18 protein-coding genes are annotated in these 23,422 nt (G+C 48.1%); 1 reads left to right on the forward strand and 17 read right to left on the reverse strand.

Going from position 1 to position 23,422, the window contains the following annotated elements:
• Positions 1-2: 2 nt before the first annotated feature.
• From rsgA to NSS66_RS09410, 17 genes are all read right to left on the reverse strand, one after another.
• Entirely contained in the window at positions 3-920 is a 918-nt protein-coding gene (rsgA, locus tag NSS66_RS09330; protein ID WP_023989300.1) for a ribosome small subunit-dependent GTPase A, read from the reverse strand.
• A 73-nt stretch (positions 921-993) separates the two neighbouring features.
• On the reverse strand, positions 994-3,264 hold the full coding sequence (pknB, locus tag NSS66_RS09335; protein WP_023989301.1) for a Stk1 family PASTA domain-containing Ser/Thr kinase: 2,271 nt from the start codon (positions 3,262-3,264) through the stop codon (positions 994-996).
• A complete protein-coding gene (locus NSS66_RS09340; protein ID WP_025723490.1) occupies positions 3,261-4,037 on the reverse strand; it encodes a Stp1/IreP family PP2C-type Ser/Thr phosphatase in 777 nt (258 codons plus the stop codon). The genes pknB and NSS66_RS09340 overlap by 4 nt, the downstream gene beginning before the upstream one ends.
• A gap of 6 nt (positions 4,038-4,043) precedes the next feature.
• Positions 4,044-5,084: a 23S rRNA (adenine(2503)-C(2))-methyltransferase RlmN gene (gene rlmN, locus NSS66_RS09345; protein ID WP_013310887.1), complete on the reverse strand. Its 1,041-nt coding sequence runs from the start codon at positions 5,082-5,084 to the stop codon at positions 4,044-4,046.
• Positions 5,085-5,271: 187 nt separating this feature from the next.
• On the reverse strand, positions 5,272-6,687 hold the full coding sequence (gene rsmB, locus NSS66_RS09350; RefSeq protein WP_340958812.1) for a 16S rRNA (cytosine(967)-C(5))-methyltransferase RsmB: 1,416 nt from the start codon (positions 6,685-6,687) through the stop codon (positions 5,272-5,274).
• Positions 6,684-7,643, reverse strand: coding sequence for a methionyl-tRNA formyltransferase (fmt, locus tag NSS66_RS09355; RefSeq protein WP_028540562.1), 960 nt, complete (start codon positions 7,641-7,643; stop codon positions 6,684-6,686). The genes rsmB and fmt overlap by 4 nt, the downstream gene beginning before the upstream one ends.
• A 6-nt stretch (positions 7,644-7,649) precedes the next feature.
• Positions 7,650-8,147: a peptide deformylase gene (gene def / locus NSS66_RS09360; protein ID WP_013310890.1), complete on the reverse strand. Its 498-nt coding sequence runs from the start codon at positions 8,145-8,147 to the stop codon at positions 7,650-7,652.
• A 132-nt stretch (positions 8,148-8,279) separates the two neighbouring features.
• A complete protein-coding gene (priA, locus tag NSS66_RS09365; protein WP_028540561.1) occupies positions 8,280-10,856 on the reverse strand; it encodes a primosomal protein N' in 2,577 nt (858 codons plus the stop codon).
• A complete protein-coding gene (gene coaBC, locus NSS66_RS09370; RefSeq protein WP_023989307.1) occupies positions 10,856-12,160 on the reverse strand; it encodes a bifunctional phosphopantothenoylcysteine decarboxylase/phosphopantothenate--cysteine ligase CoaBC in 1,305 nt (434 codons plus the stop codon). The genes priA and coaBC overlap by 1 nt, the downstream gene beginning before the upstream one ends.
• Before the next feature lie 90 nt (positions 12,161-12,250).
• Complete coding sequence (rpoZ, locus tag NSS66_RS09375; protein WP_013310893.1) at positions 12,251-12,454, reverse strand: DNA-directed RNA polymerase subunit omega; 204 nt, start codon at positions 12,452-12,454, stop codon at positions 12,251-12,253.
• Positions 12,455-12,576: 122 nt separating this feature from the next.
• A complete protein-coding gene (gmk, locus tag NSS66_RS09380; protein ID WP_013310894.1) occupies positions 12,577-13,149 on the reverse strand; it encodes a guanylate kinase in 573 nt (190 codons plus the stop codon).
• A 14-nt stretch (positions 13,150-13,163) separates the two neighbouring features.
• Complete coding sequence (gene remA, locus NSS66_RS09385; protein ID WP_005548256.1) at positions 13,164-13,424, reverse strand: extracellular matrix/biofilm regulator RemA; 261 nt, start codon at positions 13,422-13,424, stop codon at positions 13,164-13,166.
• Between the two features lie 56 nt (positions 13,425-13,480).
• Entirely contained in the window at positions 13,481-14,368 is an 888-nt protein-coding gene (locus tag NSS66_RS09390) for a YicC/YloC family endoribonuclease (RefSeq protein ID WP_013310895.1), read from the reverse strand.
• A 35-nt stretch (positions 14,369-14,403) separates the two neighbouring features.
• Positions 14,404-16,290: a bifunctional homocysteine S-methyltransferase/methylenetetrahydrofolate reductase gene (locus tag NSS66_RS09395; RefSeq protein WP_028540559.1), complete on the reverse strand. Its 1,887-nt coding sequence runs from the start codon at positions 16,288-16,290 to the stop codon at positions 14,404-14,406.
• Between the two features lie 155 nt (positions 16,291-16,445).
• The gene (locus tag NSS66_RS09400; RefSeq protein ID WP_023989310.1) at positions 16,446-17,471 is read right to left on the reverse strand and encodes a hypothetical protein; all 1,026 of its coding nucleotides are present in this window, start codon (positions 17,469-17,471) and stop codon (positions 16,446-16,448) included.
• A gap of 207 nt (positions 17,472-17,678) precedes the next feature.
• A complete protein-coding gene (gene dapF, locus NSS66_RS09405) occupies positions 17,679-18,512 on the reverse strand; it encodes a diaminopimelate epimerase (RefSeq protein ID WP_340958813.1) in 834 nt (277 codons plus the stop codon).
• A 110-nt stretch (positions 18,513-18,622) separates the two neighbouring features.
• Positions 18,623-21,421: a calcium-translocating P-type ATPase, SERCA-type gene (locus NSS66_RS09410; RefSeq protein WP_340958814.1), complete on the reverse strand. Its 2,799-nt coding sequence runs from the start codon at positions 21,419-21,421 to the stop codon at positions 18,623-18,625.
• Between the two features lie 229 nt (positions 21,422-21,650).
• Between NSS66_RS09410 and NSS66_RS09415 the strand changes: the two genes are divergently transcribed.
• Positions 21,651-23,396 carry an Rqc2 family fibronectin-binding protein gene (locus tag NSS66_RS09415; RefSeq protein WP_340958815.1) on the forward strand — a complete coding sequence of 582 codons (1,746 nt, stop codon included), beginning with the start codon at positions 21,651-21,653 and terminating at the stop codon, positions 23,394-23,396.
• Positions 23,397-23,422 lie beyond the last annotated feature (26 nt).

Raw genomic sequence — 23,422 nt, forward strand, 5'->3', positions numbered from 1 at the left:
ACTCAGTACCTCCGCTTTTTTTCTTTTAATTCCTGATAGAACTGCAAATAGCTATCATATCGTCCCTGTGAAATATGGCCTTCTTCCAGGGCCTCTCTTACTTTACAGCTAGGCTCGTGAATATGGGTACACCCCCGAAATTTACATCCTTCCGCATACTGCTGGAATTCACGAAAACAGGGAGATAACTCATCCACACCTAGCTCCAGAAAATCTAGCTGGCTAAACCCTGGTGTATCTGCTACAAACCCTCCGTTGTCTAGAGGAATCAGCTCCACATGACGAGTCGTATGTTTTCCTCGGCCCAGCTTATTGCTTATGGCGCTCGTCTCCAGCGTTAACCCAGGCTCCAGAGCATTAAGCATGGAAGACTTTCCTACACCTGACTGCCCGGAAAACACGCTGATTTGACCAGCCAACAGCTTCTTAAGCTCAGCCGTCCCTTCTCCGGTACGGGCACTGGTTACCAGCACCTCATAACCGATCTTCCGGTACATTTCCTGAACGGCCAGCACGGTGTCATCCTCTGAAGGACTGCCTTCATACAAATCGCGCTTAGTCAAACAGATAATCGTATCCAGTCCGGCGTGCTCAATATGGACTAAAAATTTGTCCAGTAAAGGCAGGTTTAAATCCGGCTCACGCAAGGAAAACAGTAGCACGGCTAGCGTGGTATTAGCTACTGGAGGACGAATTAGCTCTGTCGTACGCTTTCTAATCTCCTCGACCATACCTTCCCCGTTCTCAGTCAGTTCGTAAACGACCCGATCACCGACAAGAGGCGTAATCTCTTTTTTCTTAAAAATGCCGCGTGCTCTGCATTGTACCGTAGCTTCGCCAGATACCGGACGCCCATCCTGATCCAGGCTGGAGACATAATAATATCCGCTAAGCGCCTTGACGATCAGACCTTCAGGCATGTGTAAGATGTCCTCCTTCATAATGTTCAAGTTTCATTGCGTATAACAGGTTGAGCATCTTCCTATTGCAAGTTTACTGATGCTGAACAGCCTCAATCACTTTTTCCTTCTTTGCGTGGCCTGGGTTGTTTTTATGACTAACCGCCAACTCACTGCGCGTACTCCCCGTGGAATTCGTTCCAGGAACAAAGGCGGAAGGGTCACCATTACCTCCTGTGCCCTCCTGATTGTTCGAGTCGCCTCCACTATTGCCAGTATCATTAGAAGATCCCCCGCTATCACCTTCCTCGCCGTTTCCACTTCCATTCTGCGAGGAAGTACCATCAGGTGTATCCGTTGGTGAAGTTCCAGCAGGCGGAGCAATTTGGGGCATCGTCACCGTTCCATTTTTCGCCTCAATATAAGAGACTGGATACGTATCAATAAAGTCACCATCTCTAAATACTGAGACAACACTGTCTTTGTTCGGAGCCATTAGCAGATTGATAGTGAACATCTGTGTCGTATTAATCGTACGGCTTCCCCATTCCTGATTTTCTCCACGCGCATCCGTATAAGTGATACGAATTTTGCTGTTTTTGCCCTCTTCCTTCGGCGCAACAGGCACATTAAATGGTAGTGTAATAGCTTCTGGCGGGTAACCCGTGCTTACATAAAACGTAATTTCCGTATTTGGTGGCAACTCACTGCCTGCCTCTGACGGCCACTGTTTGGTTACTCTTCCTTTTTCCTGCTCATAGCTAAATTCTTCTTTAATCGAGCCAACCTTCAGCCCTGCCTTTTTAACCTCATTTTCTGCTTGGTTCTGCGTCTTCCCTACCAGGCTTGGCATTTTCACAGTATCAGCGCCCTTGCTGACTGTGAGCACAACCTGGACTGAGTCCTTATCAAATGGCTCATTTGCAGCGGGTGTCTGACTAAGGACGGTCCCCGCGGCCTGATCACTGAACTGCTCATTTTGCTGAATCTGCGTCTCCTTAATTTGCTGGGCGGTCAGCAGCTTAACAGCATTCTCGTAGCTTTGGCCTTTGACATCCGGCATCGGGGTGAGCGGCTTGGCAATCCCGACTTTCAGACTAATCTTGGTTCCTTCCTTGACTAAAGAATCTGCAGGATAGCTTTGATAAAATACAACTCCAGGCGCGATTCCCTCTTTGTATTCATGCTGGATTGGCTCCTCAATGAGTAATCCCGCTTTACTGAGATTAACCTTCGCTTGGTCTTCTGTTTGTGTCAATACACCTGGTACTTTTACCTCAGGCACGACAAGTACACTTTGCACATAGTACACCACTCCGCCCATGCACAGAAGTAACACCAACACTAGTGTTACCCACAAGATCGCTTTTTTTCTATTTTTTTTGGACGATTGCTTGCTCGAAAGCTGTTCAGACTCACGCGGTTGAGCAGGTACATCATCGCCACTAGAAGACATCCCTAATTGTTGAGGCTTAATAGCCGGAATAACCCGTGTTTGATCCTCATCATCCAAATGTGTAAACTCCAGCTTGGATTCATTACGCCGTCCCGGCAGCAAACAGGTTTCTAGATCTTTTAGCATTTCGTCTGCCGATTGATAACGCTCTTCTGGATTTTTGCGCATGGATTTTAGAATGACATTTTCCACACTTTGCGGAATCAACGGATTAATTTTACGTGGTTCCTCAAATTCCTCTTGCAAGTGCTTGAGCGCTACACTAATTGGACTTTCTCCCAGGAAAGGGAGCTGCGCTGTCAGCATTTGATATAAGACAATACCTAAAGAATATAAGTCCGATTTTTCGCCGGTGACGACACCCTTTGCATGCTCAGGTGAAAAATAATGAACAGAACCCACAACAGAACCCGTCTGGGTAATGGTCGTTGACGTAACAGCTCTAGCAATCCCAAAATCAGTTACCTTAACCCGTCCATTACGTCCAATTAATATATTATGAGGCTTAATGTCTCGGTGAATGATCTGATTTTGGTGGGCATGCTCCAGCGCATCACAAATCTGGGAAGCAATCCGTACTGCTTCATCCACTTGCAATGGTGCACGTTCTTTAATAATCTCATTCAAATTTTTACCTTCTATGCACTCCATTACAATATAATGGATTTCATCCTCTTGGCCGACATCATAAATACTGACCACATTCGAATGCGAAAGCGAGGCCGCAGACTGCGCCTCACGCCGAAATCGGCGAATAAATTCCTCATCATGAACAAATTGCTGGCGCAACACTTTAACTGCGACATTGCGATTCAGCAAAATGTCTTGAGCCTTATACACCAGCGCCATACCGCCGCCACCGATACGCTCAATAATTTCGTATCTTCCCCCTAGCAGGTGCCCGATCATGCGTCACACCCCTTTTCACTCAATGAAACCGTGTCGTCGGGCAATTCAAACAAAGCTACAGTAATGTTATCGTCTCCTCCGGCAAGCAACGCCAGATGTAGCAGACGATCCGCGCGCTCCTCCAAAGGATTCTCTGCGGCACCTACTACTTTGCTGATTTGTTCTTCCGTTACCAGATTGCTTAATCCGTCGCTACACAGTAACAGTACATCGCCTTTTTCCAGCGCAATGGAGTCAATATCCACTTTCACCTCGGAATCAGTGCCCAGCGCCCGTGTCAGTACATTGCGACGAGGATGGTTCTCCCGTTCTTCCTTACTGATCTGACCGTTTTTGAACAGCTCATTAACCAAAGTATGGTCTTCTGTAAGCTGACGTACCGCTCCTTTAGAAATGACATAGGCACGACTGTCACCGATATGTCCGATAATTCCGGATGCGTCGTTTAATAAAACCGCAACAACTGTCGTTCCCATATTATGATACTTTTCATCGCGTGCAGCCGTCTGGAAGATGACTTCATTGGCATGCAAAATAGCGTCGCTGAGCGCCGCCGTCAAAGAATGTGCGGATAATCCGCTCTCCAGCGTCGCCAAATCAGCGGCAAGTGTCTCTACCGCAAGGCGGCTGGCCGTATCACCGGCCAAATGCCCCCCCATACCATCGGCAACAATCCCAAGGATATAGCCTTGCTCCAAGTGCCTGATCCAGGCAGAATCCTCATTCACCGAACGTACACGTCCGACATGGCTGACATGAACTGTTTTGATCAAATGGTTTCACCCCAACTCCATATGCTTTGCACGCAACTGACCGCAAGCAGCGGCAATATCGTGACCCTGTTCACGCCGGATCGTCACATTGACGCCTTTTTCGGCAAGAATACGTTGGAAATTAAAAATATCACTGCGTGATGTGCGTACATACTTGCGCTCAGGCACATGATTGACTGGAATCAAATTGACGTGACACAGCATGTCCTTTAACACATCTGCTAGCTCTTCAGCATGTTCTGCCTGATCGTTTACCCCACCAATCAGGGCATATTCAAACGAAATTCTCCGCCCCGTCTTAGCAAGATAGTAACGTAGAGAATCCATAACATCCTTAAAGGGATAACGCCGATTTACAGGCATCAGCTTCGAACGAAGCGCATCATTAGGCGCATGAATGGATATTGCCAGATTAATCTGGGTATCCTCGTCGGCAAATTTATAAATATTCGGTACAATACCGCTGGTCGACACTGTGATATGACGTTGACCAATGTTCAGACCTTTTTCATGAACCATTGTACGTAAAAACGTCATGGTCGCTTCATAGTTTTCAAAAGGCTCGCCCGAGCCCATAATCACGATGCTACTCACTCGTTCATTGGTTTTATCCAAAATTTTCTGAGCCTGCACCACCTGTGCAGTAATTTCACCAGCCGTCAGGTTCCGTTTGAGGCCTCCGAGCGTCGAAGCGCAGAAAGTACAACCAATCCGGCAACCCACTTGAGTCGTTACACAAATGCTGTTTCCGTAATTGTGTCTCATAATGACCGTTTCAATGGCATGATCATCGTGCAAACCGAACAGGAATTTTACTGTACCGTCCTTCGATTCCAACTTTGTAATTTCACTAAGCGTCACAAAACTAAATTGCTCCTCAAGCTTCTCTCTCAGCGCCTTGGACAAATTCGTCATCTCGCTGAAATCATTGACTCGCTTCACATACAGCCAGTCAAAAATTTGTCCTCCACGAAAAGCAGGCTCGCCATTGTTCTTGGCCCAGTCCTGAAGCTCCTCCAGAGTTAAATCATATATAAAAGGTTTCATCAATGTTTGCACCCGTTCCTTCTTCATTAAGTTCTGTTTGATCGCAGATAGTATTTTTCATTCTTCCTATTTTAGCACAAATCCCTGAGGGGGTAAAAATTTTTCGTCTTCATGCAAAAAACCGCCGGAAATGTTCCGGCGGAATGTGGAAATACTGGTGGAAAGCTGCCTGGAATTCTCTTCCGCGCTATTTCACCCGACGCAGGCGCGCGATATAAAATCCGTCGCTGTGGAAATGCTGCGGTAACAGCTGTACCGAGCCTCCCTGTATACTATCCTTTTCGCGGCTCACGTCCGGGAAGGAATGACCCTCTGCCAATTCATACTCTGGATGTTCGCTTAAAAATTGAGTCAATTGTCCTTCATTTTCGTCCGGTTCAATCGTGCATGTGCTGTATACCAGAATACCACCTGGCTTCAACAGTCCCGCCACACTATCCAGCAGCTCATGCTGAAGCTGTGTAATGTCGCGAACATCCTGCGCAGTTTTGCTCCAACGCAGGTCCGGTTTACGACGAATCACTCCAAAGCCAGAGCATGGCGCATCCAGCAAAATACGGTCAAAAGAAGCTGGAGCATATCGTTCCTTCAGTTCTAGCGCATCACCAGTGACTGTTTCCACGGCATCCAGACCAAGTCGATTAGCCTGTTCACGAATTAATTGATGCTTATGGGCATGCAGATCATTCGCAACTATCCGTCCGTGATCCTTCATCAGCTCAGCCATATGAGCTGTTTTGCCACCTGGAGCGGCACAGCAATCCAGTACCAGCATGCCAGGCTCAGGAGCGACTGCTTCGGCAACGAGCATGGAGCTTTCATCCTGTACGGACAGCAAGCCGTCCGTATACCACGAGGTAAGCGCCATATTTCCACCGCTACGAACAACAATCCCATAGGGACTAACTGCCGAAGGAACGGCATCAAGCCCTTTTGAGTTCATCTCGTCCAGCAGCTGATCACGACTGATCATTGTCGTATTCACCCGTACGCTGACCGCAGGGGGCTCATTATTAGCCTGACAGATAGCCTCAGCAGTATCTGCACCGTACTGCTTAATCCAGCGCTTAACCAGCCACTGTGGATGGGAATGTTCTAATGAAATCCGTTCCTCCGGTGACAAATCGTCAGGAATACGCAGCTTGTCCGGCTCACGCAGCATGCTGCGGAGCACGCCGTTGACCATACCGGAAATACCCTGATGCCCACGCCGCTTGGCAATGGTCACCGCTTCACTAACGACTGCATGATCCGGAACTCGATCCAGATACACCACCTGATACACACTCATCCGCAGCAACGAACGTACCCAAGCCTGAAGCTTGGCCGTTCCTTTTTGAACAAATTTATTCAAAAAATAATCTAGTGTATTTCGGCGTGCGACTGTACCGTATACAAGTTCCGTCGCCAAACCAGCATCACTTGCAGACAAACCTGCCTGCTGAAGCCGACGATTTAGCTCAATATTGCTATACGCACCCTCTTGCTCCACACTGGTCAACACATCAAGTGCAACTTCCCGCGCCGTCTGATTGCGAGTCTTGCCGGTTCTGGCACCCACTCCCTTGCCTTGGCCTCCCTGGCGGGAGTGACTCCCGCTCATCCGAGCACCATGCCTGGCTTCATCTGTCCGCCGCGTGCAAAGGTTCCAGCATCCATAACTTTTTTGCCAGCCGGTTGAACCTGAGTCAGCCAGAGAGTTCCTTCGCCTGTCTGCACCTCAATGCCACGAGCGGTCAATTGAAGAACCGTCCCGGGTGCTGGAGCATTTGAGACACTCACTTCATTATTTATGAAAGGCTGCTCAGCAGCCCATATTTTAAAAACATTTCCCTCCCAAAGCGTAAACGCGCCGGAAAAGGGAACAAGGCCGCGAATCCGGTTGTATATCTGCTGTGCATTGTCACTCCACGAAATGCGCTCATCGTCGCGGTTCAGGTTAGGGGCATAGGTAGCCTCGTCCTCATTTTGCGGCGTACGGTCTGATTGGCCTGCCAGCAACTTAGGCAGCTCGTCCTGCAAAAGCTTTGCTCCAGCTACGCTTAACTTCTCAAAAATCGTACCGGAGGTATCCTCCGGCTCTATAGCAACCTCAACTCGCGATATCATATCGCCAGTATCCAGTCCTTCCGCCATATACATCAGCGTCACACCCGTTACGGTCTCACCGTTAATAATCGCACGCTGGATCGGTGCACCTCCCCGATAACGGGGAAGTAACGAACCATGCACATTCAGACAGCCGAACCGAGGCAAGTCTAGTACGGACTTAGGCAAAATTTGCCCATAGGCTGCGGTTACGATCAGATCAGGACGCAGCTCTGCCACCTGGGCCACCGCTTCTGGCTGGCGCAGGCGGGTCGGTTGCAGTACAGGTAATCCGCGTTTTTCTGCCGCTTCCTTGACTGGTGTAGGCGTCAATATTTTTTTTCGTCCCTGTGGCTTATCGGGCTGTGTAATCACACCGACCACGTTATAACCGTTGTCCAGTAACATGTTCAGCGATGGCACTGCAAACTCAGGCGTACCCATAAAGATAATACGAATGTCTTGACTCATCGAACCTCACTCTCCTATCTGACGGTTCGGTCCTGGCTGTTCCAGCGCAACCTCATATACTTTTTCTGCAATATCCGTGAATAAAATTCCATTTAAATGGTCAATTTCATGCTGAAAAGCACGAGAAAGCAATCCTGTCGCTGTAACGGTAATGGCCTTACCCTCGCGGTCCAGTCCCTTGACTGTAACCTTCTCGGCACGACGCACATCCCCGTTCAACCCAGGTATACTCAGGCAGCCTTCAGGACCCAATTCCTCCCCTTCTTCGGCCACGATCTCTGGATTGATCATTTTAATCAATCCATGCTCATCTCCAGCATCTACAACAATGAGACGCTTCAAAATACCTACTTGCGGAGCAGCAAGACCTACTCCCTCCGCTTCATACATCGTATCTGCCATATCGTCGAGCAGCTTTTGCACGTTAGGCGTAATTTTAGTGACTTCCTTTGCTACTTTGTGCAATACGTCATCCGGCTCCAACACTATAATTCTAATTGACATGACAACAGAACACCTTCCTCTTTATGTTTCATTTAGGCTTAACTGTATTCATCACACACGCGACTGCTACATTATCCTATGTACGGACGGCTTGTCCGCATTAATTGTGATAATAACTTTTGTGGCAACACTCTACATAAGCATTTGCGGATCAACATCCAGACTAATCAGCAACTTTTGTGCCTGTGCGGATTCGGCCATTTCATCAGCTACTTGCTGAGCCAAACTAATCGCATCGATATTTCCACGCCATTTTATCATACATTGAAATCGGTATCTATTCTTGATTCTCGAAATGGGTGAAGCTACTGGCCCCAAAATGTCGAGTACATCCGATGTAAGACGATCCATATTCCCGAACCAGCCCCGTTGTCTGGCCCGTCCCTGTAGTGTTGCTGAATAATTCTCAGCCAGTCGGACCAGCACCGGGAGTTGTTCATGAGAAAAGGTCACCAAAATAAGACGACAATATGGTGGATAGTGCAAATTGCGGCGGTGTTTCAATTCTTCCCTCACAAAAGAAGCATAATCATGGCGACTTGCGTGAATCACCGAATAATGCTCTGGAGTATAGGATTGTACGAATACTTCCCCCGGCAATTGATGTCTCCCAGCCCGTCCAGCTACTTGTGTTAACAGCTGAAATGTCTTTTCCGCAGCCCGAAAATCCGGTAAATTGAGAGCCGAATCCGCAGTAATGACACCAACCAGTGTCACATCGGGAAAGTCCAGGCCTTTGGCAACCATTTGAGTACCGAGCAGCACGTCCGCTTTTTTATCACGAAATTGCTTGAGAAGCTTTTCGTGGGCATTTTTTTCTGTCGTTGTATCAACATCCATTCGAACAACACGTATACCGGGGAATAGCTTCGCCAGCTCTTCTTCCACTCGCTGGGTACCTGTACCGAAATAACGAATATGCTCACTACCGCACTCAGGGCAAGTCTGAGGCACGGGCTCGGAATAACCACAGTAATGGCAACGTAAATTGTTCGACCGCTGATGATACGTGAGCGAAATATCACAATGCGGACAACCCGCGACATAGCCACAGCTACGGCACATGACGAACGTGGAGTGCCCACGCCGATTCAACAGTAGTACCGTCTGCTCCTTACGCTCTAACCGCTCTGCAATTCCATTATGCAACGCACGGCTGAACATAGAGCGGTTGCCAGCACGCAGTTCCTCACGCATATCCATGATATGTACTTCGGGTAACGTGTTCCCCAATGCGCGAGTTGGCATTTCAAGCAGCAACGGCGCAAACTCGTCGTTGCTTTGTGAGCGAGCCGCATAGTAGCTTTCCAGCGACGGTGTTGCCGAGCCGAGAATAACGACAGCCCCATGCTGATGGGCTCTGCGAATAGCGACATCACGCGCATGGTATTTAGGTGTCTCTTCCTGCTTGTAGGACGTTTCGTGCTCCTCATCCATAATAATAAGACCTAACTCACGAAAAGGCGCAAATACTGCCGAGCGAGCACCAATCGCCACTTTCACACGGCCTTCACGTATTTTGCGCCACTCATCGTATCGTTCCCCCCCGGACAACCTACTGTGCATCACTGCTACCTGATCGCCAAACCGGCCTTTAAAACGCTCAACCATTTGTGGGGTTAATGATATTTCAGGTACCAGCACAATGGCCTGCCGATTCTGCTCGATACAACGCTGAATCGTCTGTAGATAGATTTCCGTCTTACCGCTCCCTGTGACTCCATGCAACAAATAAGCTCCTTGCTCACGCGTGTCCAGCTGGCGAATAATCCGTTCATATACCGATTGCTGCTCTGCCGTGAGAGGGAGTGGCTCTGTAGGCTTGAAGTGTCTGCCCCGGTATGGGTCGCGGAACACTTCGACATCCTCCAGCAACACGTAGCCCTTATCTTCCAGCGCCTTAACCGTTGCTGCCGATACACTCAGTGAGGTCATGACCTCCTTCAGCGACAGAGGCAGAAACTCGCTACGTTCCAGCAAAAAAGCAAGTACCTCCCGCTGACGCTGCGCTTTGGCAGAAAATTGCTCCAGCGCCGTTGATGCCTCGTCTATGCCGATAGCCAGATCAACGGATTTCATGGTCTTTTTGCCGAGTTTGTCTTTAATAACTTGACTTTCCTGAAGCACACCCCGGCGTAACAGTGATTTAATAACCTCTGCTTCCTCAGGGAAACGTCGACTCAGTTGCTGCAATGGGACTTGCTCCTTCTCCTGAATGAAGCTAACAATCCGACGCTCCGTCGGATCACTCATACCATCGTCGGTCAGAAGTGCCCATTCGAGTTCATCGCCCTGATTCGGTTGTATAGTACGCTGTGGATGCGTTAACTCATGCTGTTCGGCAATTGAGATATAACGTTCTGCTTTGCCCTTGAGCGCGGTAGGAATCATCACTTGCAGTGCCATAATTTGATTACAAGCATAACGTTCGCTCATCCATTTGCCCAGTTCGACTAGGTCGGCAGATAAGGGTGGTACCAAATCCAGTAACTCCTGGATCGCTCTCATCCTGTATTTCGGTGGATCATCAGCTGGGACTACCGAGATGACAAAAGCCTGCACCGTCCGTTTGCCAAATGGCACAGCTACCCGGCTACCCGGCTCAATCCAAGGTCTCATTGAGTCTGGTATCAGATAATCGAAGGTGCGGTCCGTATCCTTGGCAGGTACATCGACAATGACCTTGGCAACTAAATTGCCCGTCTCCATTAATGCAGCACCCCACCCATGCGTCCCGCGGCTATAGTAAGCAACTTACGCGCAACTTCTTCCTTTGACTGTACAGGAATACGCTCTACGATCCCGCTTCGGTCATAAATTTGAACAGCATTCGTATCGACGCCAAAACCAGCACCATTCACAGTTACATCGTTTGCCGCGATCAAATCACAATTTTTACGTTCTAATTTATCTATCGCATACGTCTCCAAATGTTCGGTTTCAGCTGCAAAGCCAATTAAAAATTGATGTTTCTTACTCTGTCCGAGTGATTCTAGAATATCGACGTTCTTCACTAGCTCTAGCGTAAATACACTATCTTTTTTCTTGATCTTGGTCTGTGCAATCTCACGTGGTCGATAATCTGCAACTGCAGCAGCCATAACGACCATATCGCTCGTTTCCCATTGCTTTAATACAGCGGCGTACATGTCTTCAGCTGACTGGACTCTTTCAAGCATAATACCAGCAGGCGGTTCCGCGCTGGTATTGGCAGCAATCAAGTGCACCTCTGCACCCATCTCCTGAGCCACTTTTGCAATGGCAAAGCCCATTTTGCCAGATGAATCATTTGTGATATAACGCACTGGATCAATTCGCTCGATCGTGCCTCCAGCCGTTACAATGACTTTTTTGCCTGAAAGCACCGATTCATTCTCATTCACAAGTGACTCAGGCACTTGAGCCTCCATAGATTCGCCACCAAACCATCGTGGTTCAGACTTGATGTTGGTTTTTTGTTCCTGAGCTTGCTGATCAAAAAAGCGCTCTATGGTTTGCACAATTGTGTCCGGCTCTTCCAAACGTCCTTTGCCAACGTAACCGCAAGCCAGTAATCCTTCACCAGGCTCAATCATCTTCACGCCACGTGATACAAGCGTCTCCATATTTTGCATGACTGCCGGATGAGTGTACATATGTACGTTCATCGCAGGGGCCACCATAATAGGCGCTGTTGTAGCCAGCAGCGTTGTAGACAGCATATCATCAGCAAGACCATGCGCCATTTTCCCGATAATATTCGCAGTTGCAGGAGCAACAAGCACCAAATCAGCCGCATCCGCCAGATGAATATGGGATACGACTGACGGCTCTCTTTCATCAAATGTGTCACTGTACACCGGATTACGAGAGAGCGACTGCAACGTAAGTTCGGTAATAAACTCCTTGGCAGAGGCCGTCATAATCACATGAACCTCGGCTCCCTTTTGCGTCAACCTACTGCACAGCGCAGCCCCTTTGTAAGCAGCAATTCCGCCAGTTATACCAAGAATAATAACTTTTCCCTTCAACATCGTTAACTCCCCCTGACCTAAAAAAATAACAACCTTGCGGTTGTCAAAGGAATTGGCATTGCGCCCGGTTATAATAGTTGTGTATAATTCTTACTCGTCTTCGCCGCTTTCAAGACGCAGATGATCCGCGTAAATCTCTTCCAACGCCACTCCAACCTGTTTGTGGGATTTAGGATTCTTGAGAGTCGTCTTTTCACCCTCGCGCAACTGTCTGGCACGACGTGAAGCCGCTACAACCAACGAATACTTACTATCTGCCTTTTTCATCATTTCATCAATGGAAGGATACAGCACGAATAGACACCTCTTCATGTAGTTTTGGGACTGTATAAGCTGAACTCCAGTGTACACCTTCAACCTCAGCTTATACAGTATTATTTCTCTTTAGGTACGCTTGGCATATGTAAAGCCCTCGTTTAAGGATGAACCTTACAATGTTCGGCGATAATAATGGATTCTATTCGTTTACAAGCGAAATCAATCTCATCATTGACGACCGCATAATCATAGTGACGCAACAAATTCATTTCATCCACAGCTACCGACATACGGTGGTCTATGGTCGCTTGAGTTTCTGTGCCCCGTCCCCGGATTCTATCCTTTAATTCGTCTAGCGAAGGCGGAAGCAGAAAGATGAATATGCCTTCTGGAAATTTTTCTTTAACCTTTAGCGCTCCCTGAACTTCAATCTCCAGAAAAATATCTTTTCCCTGCGCAAGCGTCTGATCTACAAAATCACGTGGAGTACCATAATAGTTCCCTACATACTCAGCATACTCCAGCATTTCATCTCGTTCAATCATACCCAAAAATTCTTCACGCGTTTTAAAAAAATAGGTCACTCCATCCTGTTCGCCTGAACGAGGTGTTCGAGTTGTAGCAGAAACGGAGTATGTTATCTCTGGTAGCTTATCACGCAATGCGTTGCCTACCGTCCCTTTACCGACACCCGAAGGTCCGGATATTACAAATAATAATCCCTTAGCCATAGTACACTCCATTTTTATTCGTCATTGTCATCATCTTTAGTGGATAGGCGATGAGCGACCGTCTCCGGCTGCACCGCAGACAGGATTACATGATCACTGTCTGTAATAATAACAGCCCGCGTCCGGCGGCCATAGGTAGCATCAATTAGCATATGACGGTCCCTGGCTTCCTGTATAATCCGCTTGATCGGAGCAGACTCCGGACTGACGATGGAGATAATTCGGTTGGCCGACACGATATTGCCGAAACCAATATTGATCAATTTGATTGCCATATTCAGGTCTTTCCCCCTATACATGTGACTCTTGCAGCCGTGCCGCTACCAGGTAGCTACTCAATATTTGCAGCCTGCTCACGAATTTTCTCGAGCTCTGCTTTCATCTCAACGACCAAATTAACCAATGTGAGATGATTAGCCTTGGAGCCGATCGTGTTGACTTCCCTGTTCATTTCCTGGATTAAAAAATCTAATTTGCGACCGGCCGGCTCGTCTGACAGCAGCAATCCCTTGCACTGTCCAAAGTGACTTTGAAGCCGGGTAAGTTCCTCATCAATATTGCTGCGATCCGCGAATAACGCAATCTCCATTCCGAACTTATGTTCATCAAGCGTAAATGAACCGTCCTGAAGCTCTTTAAGCCTGTGTTTCAGCCTGTTACGGTAGTCGCTCACAACATGAGGAGCCAGCACCGTCATTTCATGATGCAGGGATTCCAGCCGTAAAATACGGGATTCCACATCTTGCGCCAAATGCCCGCCTTCTCGCCTTCTCATCTCCAGTAAACCTTGCAAAGCTTCATTCAAAGCTCGCTGTAGTTGCTCTTCCCAGTCCTCTTCGTCTCCATGGCAAGCCTCTCCAGGCTCACCCAGAACGTCAGGCAAAGCAAGAATATCGCTTATCCCTAACGTTCCTTTCACTCCATAACGATCCGCCAGCTGCTCCGCTGCATGCAGGTAAGCCTGCACCACAGTGTCATTCAACCGCGCGGCGGGCATCTGTTCTTCATCACGTTCTCTGTGGATGAAGACATCGATACGACCGCGTTTAATCTGCTGTTGAACCGTTCTTCTCAAGCCATCTTCGTAACGAGTCCATTCGCGCGGAATTCTCATCATCACTTCGCAATAGCGGTGATTCACCGATTTCAATTCCAAGCGCACTTTATAGCCCTCATAATGAAGGATGGCTTGACCGTATCCGGTCATACTCAATGACATCGGCATCACATCCATTATACTATTGTAATTGATTATTATAGTCGAAACAAGGGGGCCTGTACGCGGCCTGATTTTTGCCATACGTAAGAAGTCAATTCAGCTGTCATTTCATAGAACATAAATGGAGTCATAAAATAGATACCATTAAAATGTTCCATTGCCGTATCGAGTAACTCCTTGGCAATAGACACGCCCATTGCTCGTCCTTCCGGACCCTCAAGACCAGACATACGTGCACGTACCTCATCGGATAACTGAATGCCTGGCACTTCATTGTGCAAGTATTCTGCATTGCGCCCACTAGCCAGCGGCATAATACCGATAAAAATCGGTACTTCCAAATGTCGTGTCGCTTCCGCGATGGCTGCAATGAGCTCGTGGTCGTAAACGGGCTGAGTCATAACATAATCAGCTCCGGAGGCAATTTTCTTCTCTAATCGCTGCACGGCTTTACCCAAATGCTTGACGTTAGGATTAAATGCGGCACCTACCACAAAATTAGCCTTCTGCTTCAGTGGCTTACCGGAAAATGCAACACCATCATTTAATTGCTTGATCATGCGTATGATTTCAAAAGAGGTCATATCATACACCGAACTGGCGCCTGGCAAATCACCAAACCGCGCCGGATCGCCAGTAACCGCCAGTACATGGTCAATACCGAGCGCGTCAAAACCCATCATGTGGGATTGAGTACCAATCAGATTGCGATCACGACAAGCTATATGAATTAATGGGCGCAAACCTGTTTCAATACTGACCAAATGTCCAAGCGCCATGTTGCTCATACGAGTAACTGCAAGCGAGTTGTCAGCCAGTGTAAGTGCGTCGGCCCCGGCTTTCTTCAACGCATGAGCACCTTGCATAAACCTCGTAATGTCCAGATCGCGCGGAGGATCCAGTTCTACAATGACCGTATGTCGTTCCTTAACCAGATCCACAATGTTGGGCTCGCTGGTATGTCTGCCATTTCCTCGTTCCCCTTCATCTGCAATCTGCTCCGCCACTTGAAAGGACTCTTTCGACAGAGCTTCTTTTGAAGCCAGCGGAGGCGGTTGCAAACGGTTCAAAGCTTTTGAGATAGCTGCAATATGGTCCGGTGTAGTTCCGCAGCAACCACCGAGCAGCCTCGTCCCCAGGTCTACAAAGGACTTGGCACATTCCCCAAAATACTCAGGTGATGCACCGTATACATAGTGACCGTCCACATAATCTGCTAGTCCCGCATTCGGATATACGGACAGCGGTACAGACAAAGGGCCATCCAGCTGCTCCATTACACTCATAATTCCCTGCGGACCCGAGTGACAGTTAAATCCAAGGATGTCTGCCCCCTCATTACGCAGCACCGAAAAAGCTTCCGCAACTAAAAAACCATCCTGGGTACGACCAACCTGATCAACTGCAAACTGACAAATTACCGGAATGTCACTGTATTTACGTACACTGTGAAGCGCAATGCGTATTTCATCCAGTGAATAAAACGTTTCGCACAGAATGCCGTCGACTCCTTCGGAGAGAAGGGCATCAATTTGCTGCTCATAGTTTCTTGCCAGCTCCAGCTTGGATATGTTAAGCCGTTTGCCCCCACATATGGAACCCACCGCACCTACCACATAATGTTCAGGTCCGGCCGCAGCTCTGGCAATTCTCACACCGGCACGATTGATCTCTTCTACCTTAGATTCCAGTCCAAACCGGGCTAACTTATAATCATTTGCAGAAAATGTATTAGTCTCCAGCAATCGAGCTCCTGCACTTAAATATTGACCATGCACGTCTGATATAACGTCAGGCGAAGTGATGTTCAGTTCTTCGAAAGACGTATTGACTGGAAATCCTAGCTGATATAAAAAAGTCCCCATTGCGCCGTCTCCGACAATAATTTCACGATTCAGCACAGTACGCAAATCCGGTTTCATGTCCTCTGCTCCACCCCGCTCTTTATTTTCATACTAATGTAACATAAAGAGACTATAAACATAAGCCAAAAACAAAAAAAGCCGCCCCACTCCCCGACAAAATGATCTCAGGAGTGAAACGACTTGATTTATCTTTTCTATTTCCTACTACATTTTCATGGCATTTTCCCATCAGAAGAATGAAGAGAGTAAGCGTAAAAAGTCCCTTTTTTATTCACTTTAGCCACAATAGAATCCGTTCCCTTTTGCTGCTTCGAGAACGTATATTGATTCCCTTGAACTTTCACTTTATAGCCCGACAAATTGATATTAAACAACATTTGAGCCTTGGGCTTGACTAGCTTCAAAGCTTCTGAGGCAGTATATTTCGGGCTTGCAAATGTTTTTTTGAAATCTGCGTCATCATTCCAGTCCACCCCATAGGTGGATACGGCCAGCACTTTACCGGTTACCGCGCTAATTTTGACCTCACTCGCCTCGTTTGCATCCTCGAACGACCAATATGAAAGTCCCTTCGTCTCGTCCTTGTACCGTGAAGCGTGCTGTACCTTGATTCGCTGTCCACTCACACGCTTAAATGTGTTCATTGCACGGTTCAGTAACAAAGGGTCCACCTGCTTCAGCGCATAGTCCGCGTTGATGGTAATAGCGTTACCTCGATCCACATCCACATACAACGAGGAAGCTTGTTCTCCTGCGCCCCAAAATACCCAGTAATTTGAAGGCTTGTTGGACTGATAAGGGGATTTGACCCGCCAGAATGCTTCAAATTGCAAAGGACGCTTGCTGTCAAACGCTTTGGCGCTGTTTAGCACTTTCGTCTTGAGTGGCGCGTTCATCGCCTTTCCTAAGCTGCTTATTTTATATCGTATGGTTGTAGAATCCACTCTGTTTTTTTCTTTATTATATTCTGTCTGCAACGTAGCAGTTCCATCTTCCAGTTCGCCTTCTACAATCCAAGTTTTCCCCATATCTGTCACATCGTCAAATTGAAATGCTGTCTTTGAACCGATGAGTTCTTGCACCGCTTTTTCTAAACGGCTTACCACTGTCGGAGTTAGCGAGCCAACCTGCTTGTCCGTCGTTTCCGCGCCAGCAGGGATGGTCGCCGCCTGAACCGGAAGCGCGGTGGCTACAAATATGAGGACTGCAACTGCTGAAATCCAACGAAATTTCCGCACTATGAACGGCCTCCTTATTGTTTTCTCATTTTCTATATTATACATCGTTCAGGCGCCAAAAAAAGACAGAATGTTGCTTTGTTCATCGTATTCCTTGTATACAGTGGCATGTAAGTCCAAAAAAAGAAGACCTACTAAGGTCCTCTTTTCACTCACTTCTATACGATTCATAGGCCAGTTGCACGCTATTTTTAAAGTTCACATGATTTAGAACAGACGACCTTCGTACACGATCTCAGCCGGGCCCGTCATATATATGTGATTATCGTCCTCGCTCCATTCGATATCCAGGTCGCCGCCCTTCAGGCTTACAATGGCGTGACGGTCGCTGTATCCATTTAGTACAGAAGCAACAAGTGTAGCACAGGCTCCGGTTCCACAAGCTAGCGTTGGTCCGGCTCCCCTCTCCCATACTCTCATATCTATATGCTTCCGGCTACGTACCGTGGCGAACTCAACATTTGTCTTTTTAGGGAACAGCGGATGGCATTCCAGCTTCGGCCCCCAGGCTTCCAGATCAAAGCTTGGCGCATCATCCACATAAATGACACAGTGCGGATTCCCCATAGATACAGCCGTAAAGCGAAAACCACTTCCGCCAGCTTCAATGGGCTCATTAATTACGCTAGACAGATCCAGTGTAGTTGGAATCTTCAAACCCTCAAGAATCGGCTCTCCCATATCCACCTTCACCATACGAACAAGTCCGTTCTCTACAGTTAGTTCGACCTGCTGTACCCCTGCACCCAGTGTCTCGATCGTGATCTGTTCACGGTTGATGTGCTTACGGTCATATACGTATTTAGCAGCACAACGGATAGCATTACCGCATTGCTCGGCCTCCGAGCCGTCCGAGTTAATGATACGCATGCAGAAATCCGCTTTTTGTGACGGCAATATATATACCAACCCATCGGCACCAATACCAAAATGTCGATCACATAGCCGAACAGCTAATTCCGAGGCGTCAGACGGCAAATCCTGATGCCCAAACCAAACGATAAAATCATTACCTAGACCGTTCATTTTTGTGAATTCCATAGCTTACCTCCGCCGTTGCTGCTGATATCATGTTCCTCATGAAGCTTTGATCCCCATGATATCATACAGGGCAATAGTGGGAAAGCGATGCGGTATACATGACCCGATTTCTAGGCTGAAAACTTCGTACGTCCCGCTGAAAAGTGTGTATTTCCGCCGCGACGACGGTTGCGTCGACCGCCCCATACACTTCCCGCTCCCATAAGAAACGTAGGAATCCCGGCTGCCACAATGGATAGCGCCCACTCACGCAATCCAAGCGGTACCGTTTTGAAAATAGGTTGCAGCACAGGCACATACATAACCAGCAGCATTAACACTACGGAAGAGAGCACGGCAAGCACGAGATAACTATTTTGAAACGGATTACGATGGAAAATAGAACGGGAACTACGGCAATCAAATACATGAATTAACTGTGCCAGAACTAGCGTAGCAAAGGCAACGGACTGTGCTTTGATCAATTGTCCTGCGTCATCCGGTGCAATACGTAATGTCAGCCAGAAGGCCGCTAGCGTGCATAAACCAATCAACAAGCCACGACTAATGATTTTCCAGCCCAGTCGACGAGCAAAAATATTTTCCTTTGCGCCACGAGGTTTGTGCTCCATGAGATCCTTTTCTGGCTGGTCCACCCCCAGAGCCATCGCTGGTAGGCCATCTGTCACCAGATTCACCCATAAAATCTGGATCGGTAACAAAGGTAATGGCAGCCCGGCCATCATGGCAAAGAACATCGTCAAAATCTCACCAACATTGGAGGCGAGTAGATAACGGATAAATTTACGGATATTCTCGTAAATATTCCGTCCTTCCTCAATTGCAGCTACAATCGTTGAGAAATTATCATCACTCAGTACAAGCGCAGCCGCTTCTTTGGTCACGTCCGTCCCCGTAATGCCCATCGCAATACCGATGTCCGACGCCTTTATCGCTGGAGCGTCATTGACGCCATCTCCGGTCATAGCTACGACATGTCCGCGTCTTTGCAGTGACTTGACGATCCGTAGCTTGTGCTCCGGCGAAACCCGTGCATACACAGAGACGGTATCAACAGCTTTGTCCAGCGCCGCATCATCCATCACAGACAATTCCTGTCCTGTCAACACATGGGAGCCGCGCTGAAGAATGCCCAACTGCTGTGCTATGGCTTCTGCAGTTGTACCGTGATCTCCGGTAATCATCACAGTGCGAATGCCAGCACGACGGCACTTGCCAATGGCTTCGCGAACCTCGCGACGTGGCGGATCAATCATGCCTGTCAGCCCGATAAAGATCAGCTGTGCTTCAGCCTCCTCAACCGTGGAGACACGCTCATGCGAGCGGATATCACGGTAAGCGACACCAAGTACACGCAGCGCCTCTGAGGCCATTCCTTCGTTAGCTGCCAGTACCTTTTGGCGCAGCGTGCCCGTTAACGGAACGACATTTCCTTCCCATAAAATGTAGGAGCACTGACCCAGCAGCACATCCGGCGCACCTTTGGCAAAGACGATGTGTCCTCCCTGGTGGCGTACGAGTACCGACATTCGCTTCCGATCCGAGTCAAAAGGGAATTCTCGCTCCCTTGTGTACAGCTCATATAGCCCTTGTCTCGTGACCCCGCCCTTGGCAGCTAACGTGACCAGTGCTCCTTCCGTCGGGTCACCCTTCAGCTCCCAAACGGCGGACGGCGTCGGCTCTTTGGTCTTCTTTTTCGAACGCAACTCCTCTTTATCAGCTTGAACAATTTCAGCATTGTTGCAAAGTACACTGGCTTGTAGCAGTCTACGCAGAGATTGTCCGTTTTTAAGATCAGCAGGAAGGTCTCTATCCATAATATGCCCGTGTGGGTCGTAGCCCTCTCCCGTAACTCCCCAGAAGCGACCGTCCAGCCATAGCTTGGTGACTGTCATTTTATTTTGGGTCAGGGTGCCCGTTTTGTCGGAACAAATGACTGATGCACAGCCGAGCGTTTCAACAGAAGGCAGCTTACGCACAATCGCCTTTCGTTTAATCATACGCTGCACACCCAATGCGAGCGCAATTGTCACAATAGCCGGCAACCCTTCCGGTATGGCCGCCACAGCCAAGCTCACTCCGGCCAAGAACATGCTCATGGCTGGCTGTCCATGTAAAATGCCTGCTACGACAACGAGCACCGTTAGCGCCAACGCTACGATAATCAAAATTTTGCCCAATTGCTCCAATCTGTGCTGCAACGGTGTCTCCTGCGACTCCGTATTTTCAATCAAGTCTGCGATCTTACCCATTTCGGTACTCATACCTGTACGTATAACCATTCCTTGTGCGGTTCCTCTGGTCATCATCGTGCCCATAAAACCGATGTTTTTTTGATCCCCGAGTGGTACTTCGGCGGCATGAATAGGACGGGAATGCTTACTCACCGGAACTGATTCCCCCGTCAAGGCAGACTCCTCTACATCACAGCCGTTCGTACTCAACCACCTTACATCTGCGGGAATGCGATCACCACTTTCCAACAGCACAATATCACCCGGAACCAGCTCTCTGGCCTGAACTTGAATTCGTTTGCCGCCCCGCAACACTTTGGAGGTTGGAGCCGACAGTTGTCTCAAAGCTCGCAATGAACGCTCAGCTCTGAATTCCTGTACAAAGCCGAGAATTCCATTCAGTACAACAATAGCAATAATGGTAATCGCGTCCAAATATTCGCCAAGCAGGCCGGATATCAGGGTCGCTCCCATCAATACGAGCATCATAAAATCCTTGAACTGGTTGAGCAGCAGCAAGATTGCCGAAACTCGCTTCCCCTCGCTCAGCTCATTCCATCCTGACCTTTCTCTTCGTTCCGCAAGCTGTTCCTCCGAAAGACCCTGCTTCGGGTCGACTTCCAGACTTGTTGAAAGCTGTTCATTGCTTAATTGGTGCCAGTGTGCTTGTTCCATTCTCCCCAATTCCCTCCCGGTCAGATAGTCCGTTTCCGTCGGTTGTGCGTAGGATGGCTGCCCGTTATTATATTTTTGTGCCGCGATTGCTGATAAGCTGGACAGACTTTCTAGATTCAATCTATTCGGACAGGACCTGAAATATCACAAAGCCGCTTAAGTTTTGTCCCAAAGTTATGTATCATAGAAGGAAGGCGAAAATACATTTGCTTCAAAGGAGAACATAATTATGGCATTGGACGGAATCGTAACCCGCGCTATCGTACACGAACTGCAAGGCATCCGGGGCGGGCGCATTAATAAGATACATCAGCCAAATGATCGCGATATCATGCTGAATCTGCGGGCACAAGGCGGAAGCGTAAAGCTGCTGCTGTCGGCTAATCCGACCTTCCCGCGTGTACATTTTACAGAACAAAGCTTTCTTAATCCGACAGAAGCCCCTATGTTTTGTATGCTCCTTCGCAAGCATTGCGAAGGAGGCGTTATTGAGAAAATCACGCAGGTGGGCATGGAGCGTATTATTCACATGGATATACGTCAACGTGATGAACTGGGAGATATTTCACTCAAACGAATTATCATTGAACTGATGGGTAGACACAGCAACATTATTTTGCTTGACCCGGAAACAGGCGTGATGCTGGATGGCATTCATCATGTCACACCGTCTATCAGCAGCTATCGGGTCATTATGCCTGGCTTTCAATACACGGAGCCTCCTGAACAAAACAAGCTGAATCCACTAGAAACGGAAGAGGCAGCCTTCATATCCTCGTATCAAACAGCGATCGAGGCCGAAGAAGCTCCCAAACGCTGGATCGTGAACACTTTTACTGGACTCAGTCCCCTCATTGCTGAAGAGATACTAGCTCGAGTAACTAATGAAGTATCTGGTGATAGTGATCGTTCACTATGGAGGACATTCAGTCACATCATGGATGACGTGCGGAATCATCGTTTTCAGCCGGTATCTGGACTAAACGCACAAGATAAAGTGATATTCTCAGCCATTCCACTGACGTTGATCCAAGAAGGACGTAAGGAGTACGCTACTATTAGTGAGTGTATGGAGGACTTCTTCGGTGAAAAAGCAGAAAGGGATACGGTTAAGCAAAAGGTCAGTGACCTACTGCGGTTTCTGCAAAACGAGCGGAGTAAAAACCTAAAAAAACTCGACTATCTCCATCAGGATTTGGCCGAGGCGGAAGATGCCGATCAATTTCGCATTTATGGAGAGTTGCTGTTTGCTTCGCTGCATGAGGTGAAAAAAGGGGACAATGAAGTGACGCTCACTAACTTTTATGATGAGGAACAGCGTCCAATGACCATCCCACTGGACCCACTACTCAACCCGTCGGATAATGCACAACGGTATTTTAAAAAATACAACAAATATAAAAACAGCTTGGCTGTCATTGATGAACAACTGGAGAAAACGCACGAAGAAATCCGTTATATGGACAATCTTCTTCAGCAGCTAGCCCATGCCTCTATGAATGACATTGAGGAAATACGTGAAGAACTGGTTCAGCAGGGCTATCTCAGAGATCGGGTCAAAAAAGGAAAGAAAAAGAAGAAAAACGACCGTCCAACCCTGCACGTCTATACATCATCCGAAGGTATCGAGTTACTGGTCGGCAAAAACAACTTGCAAAATGAATATGTGACAAATCGACTGGCCGGACCAAATGACACCTGGTTGCACACAAAGGATATTCCGGGGTCACACGTCGTTATACGTGCTGAGCAATTCGGGGATACGACGCTAGAGGAAGCAGCTCAACTCGCTGCCTATTTTAGCCAGGCCAAGCAATCCAGCAGTGTACCTGTGGACGCCACCCTGATTCGGCATGTACGTAAGCCCAGCGGAGCCAAACCCGGCTTTGTCATCTACGACCATCAGCGTACGCTCTTCATTACACCCGACGAGGAGCTGATCAAAAAAATGCCGAATCGCATCAAAAACGGCTAAGTCTCACTAGCCTATTGAATCCACAA

It is taken from the genome of Paenibacillus sp. FSL R10-2748 (assembly GCF_038005565.1).
GTDB lineage: Bacteria > Bacillota > Bacilli > Paenibacillales > Paenibacillaceae > Paenibacillus > Paenibacillus polymyxa_B.

Coding starts and splice junctions, on each gene's coding strand:
- rsgA (WP_023989300.1), bottom strand. CDS start 920: ATGCCTGAAGGTCTGATCGTCAAGGCGCTTAGCGGATATTATTATGTC.
- pknB (WP_023989301.1), bottom strand. CDS start 3,264: ATGATCGGGCACCTGCTAGGGGGAAGATACGAAATTATTGAGCGTATC.
- rlmN (WP_013310887.1), bottom strand. CDS start 5,084: ATGAAACCTTTTATATATGATTTAACTCTGGAGGAGCTTCAGGACTGG.
- rsmB (WP_340958812.1), bottom strand. CDS start 6,687: ATGAGCGGGAGTCACTCCCGCCAGGGAGGCCAAGGCAAGGGAGTGGGT.
- fmt (WP_028540562.1), bottom strand. CDS start 7,643: ATGAGTCAAGACATTCGTATTATCTTTATGGGTACGCCTGAGTTTGCA.
- def (WP_013310890.1), bottom strand. CDS start 8,147: ATGTCAATTAGAATTATAGTGTTGGAGCCGGATGACGTATTGCACAAA.
- priA (WP_028540561.1), bottom strand. CDS start 10,856: ATGGAGACGGGCAATTTAGTTGCCAAGGTCATTGTCGATGTACCTGCC.
- coaBC (WP_023989307.1), bottom strand. CDS start 12,160: ATGTTGAAGGGAAAAGTTATTATTCTTGGTATAACTGGCGGAATTGCT.
- gmk (WP_013310894.1), bottom strand. CDS start 13,149: ATGGCTAAGGGATTATTATTTGTAATATCCGGACCTTCGGGTGTCGGT.
- remA (WP_005548256.1), bottom strand. CDS start 13,424: ATGGCAATCAAATTGATCAATATTGGTTTCGGCAATATCGTGTCGGCC.
- NSS66_RS09390 (WP_013310895.1), bottom strand. CDS start 14,368: ATGTCATTGAGTATGACCGGATACGGTCAAGCCATCCTTCATTATGAG.
- NSS66_RS09395 (WP_028540559.1), bottom strand. CDS start 16,290: ATGAAACCGGATTTGCGTACTGTGCTGAATCGTGAAATTATTGTCGGA.
- dapF (WP_340958813.1), bottom strand. CDS start 18,512: ATGGAATTCACAAAAATGAACGGTCTAGGTAATGATTTTATCGTTTGG.
- NSS66_RS09410 (WP_340958814.1), bottom strand. CDS start 21,421: ATGGAACAAGCACACTGGCACCAATTAAGCAATGAACAGCTTTCAACA.
- NSS66_RS09415 (WP_340958815.1), top strand. CDS start 21,651: ATGGCATTGGACGGAATCGTAACCCGCGCTATCGTACACGAACTGCAA.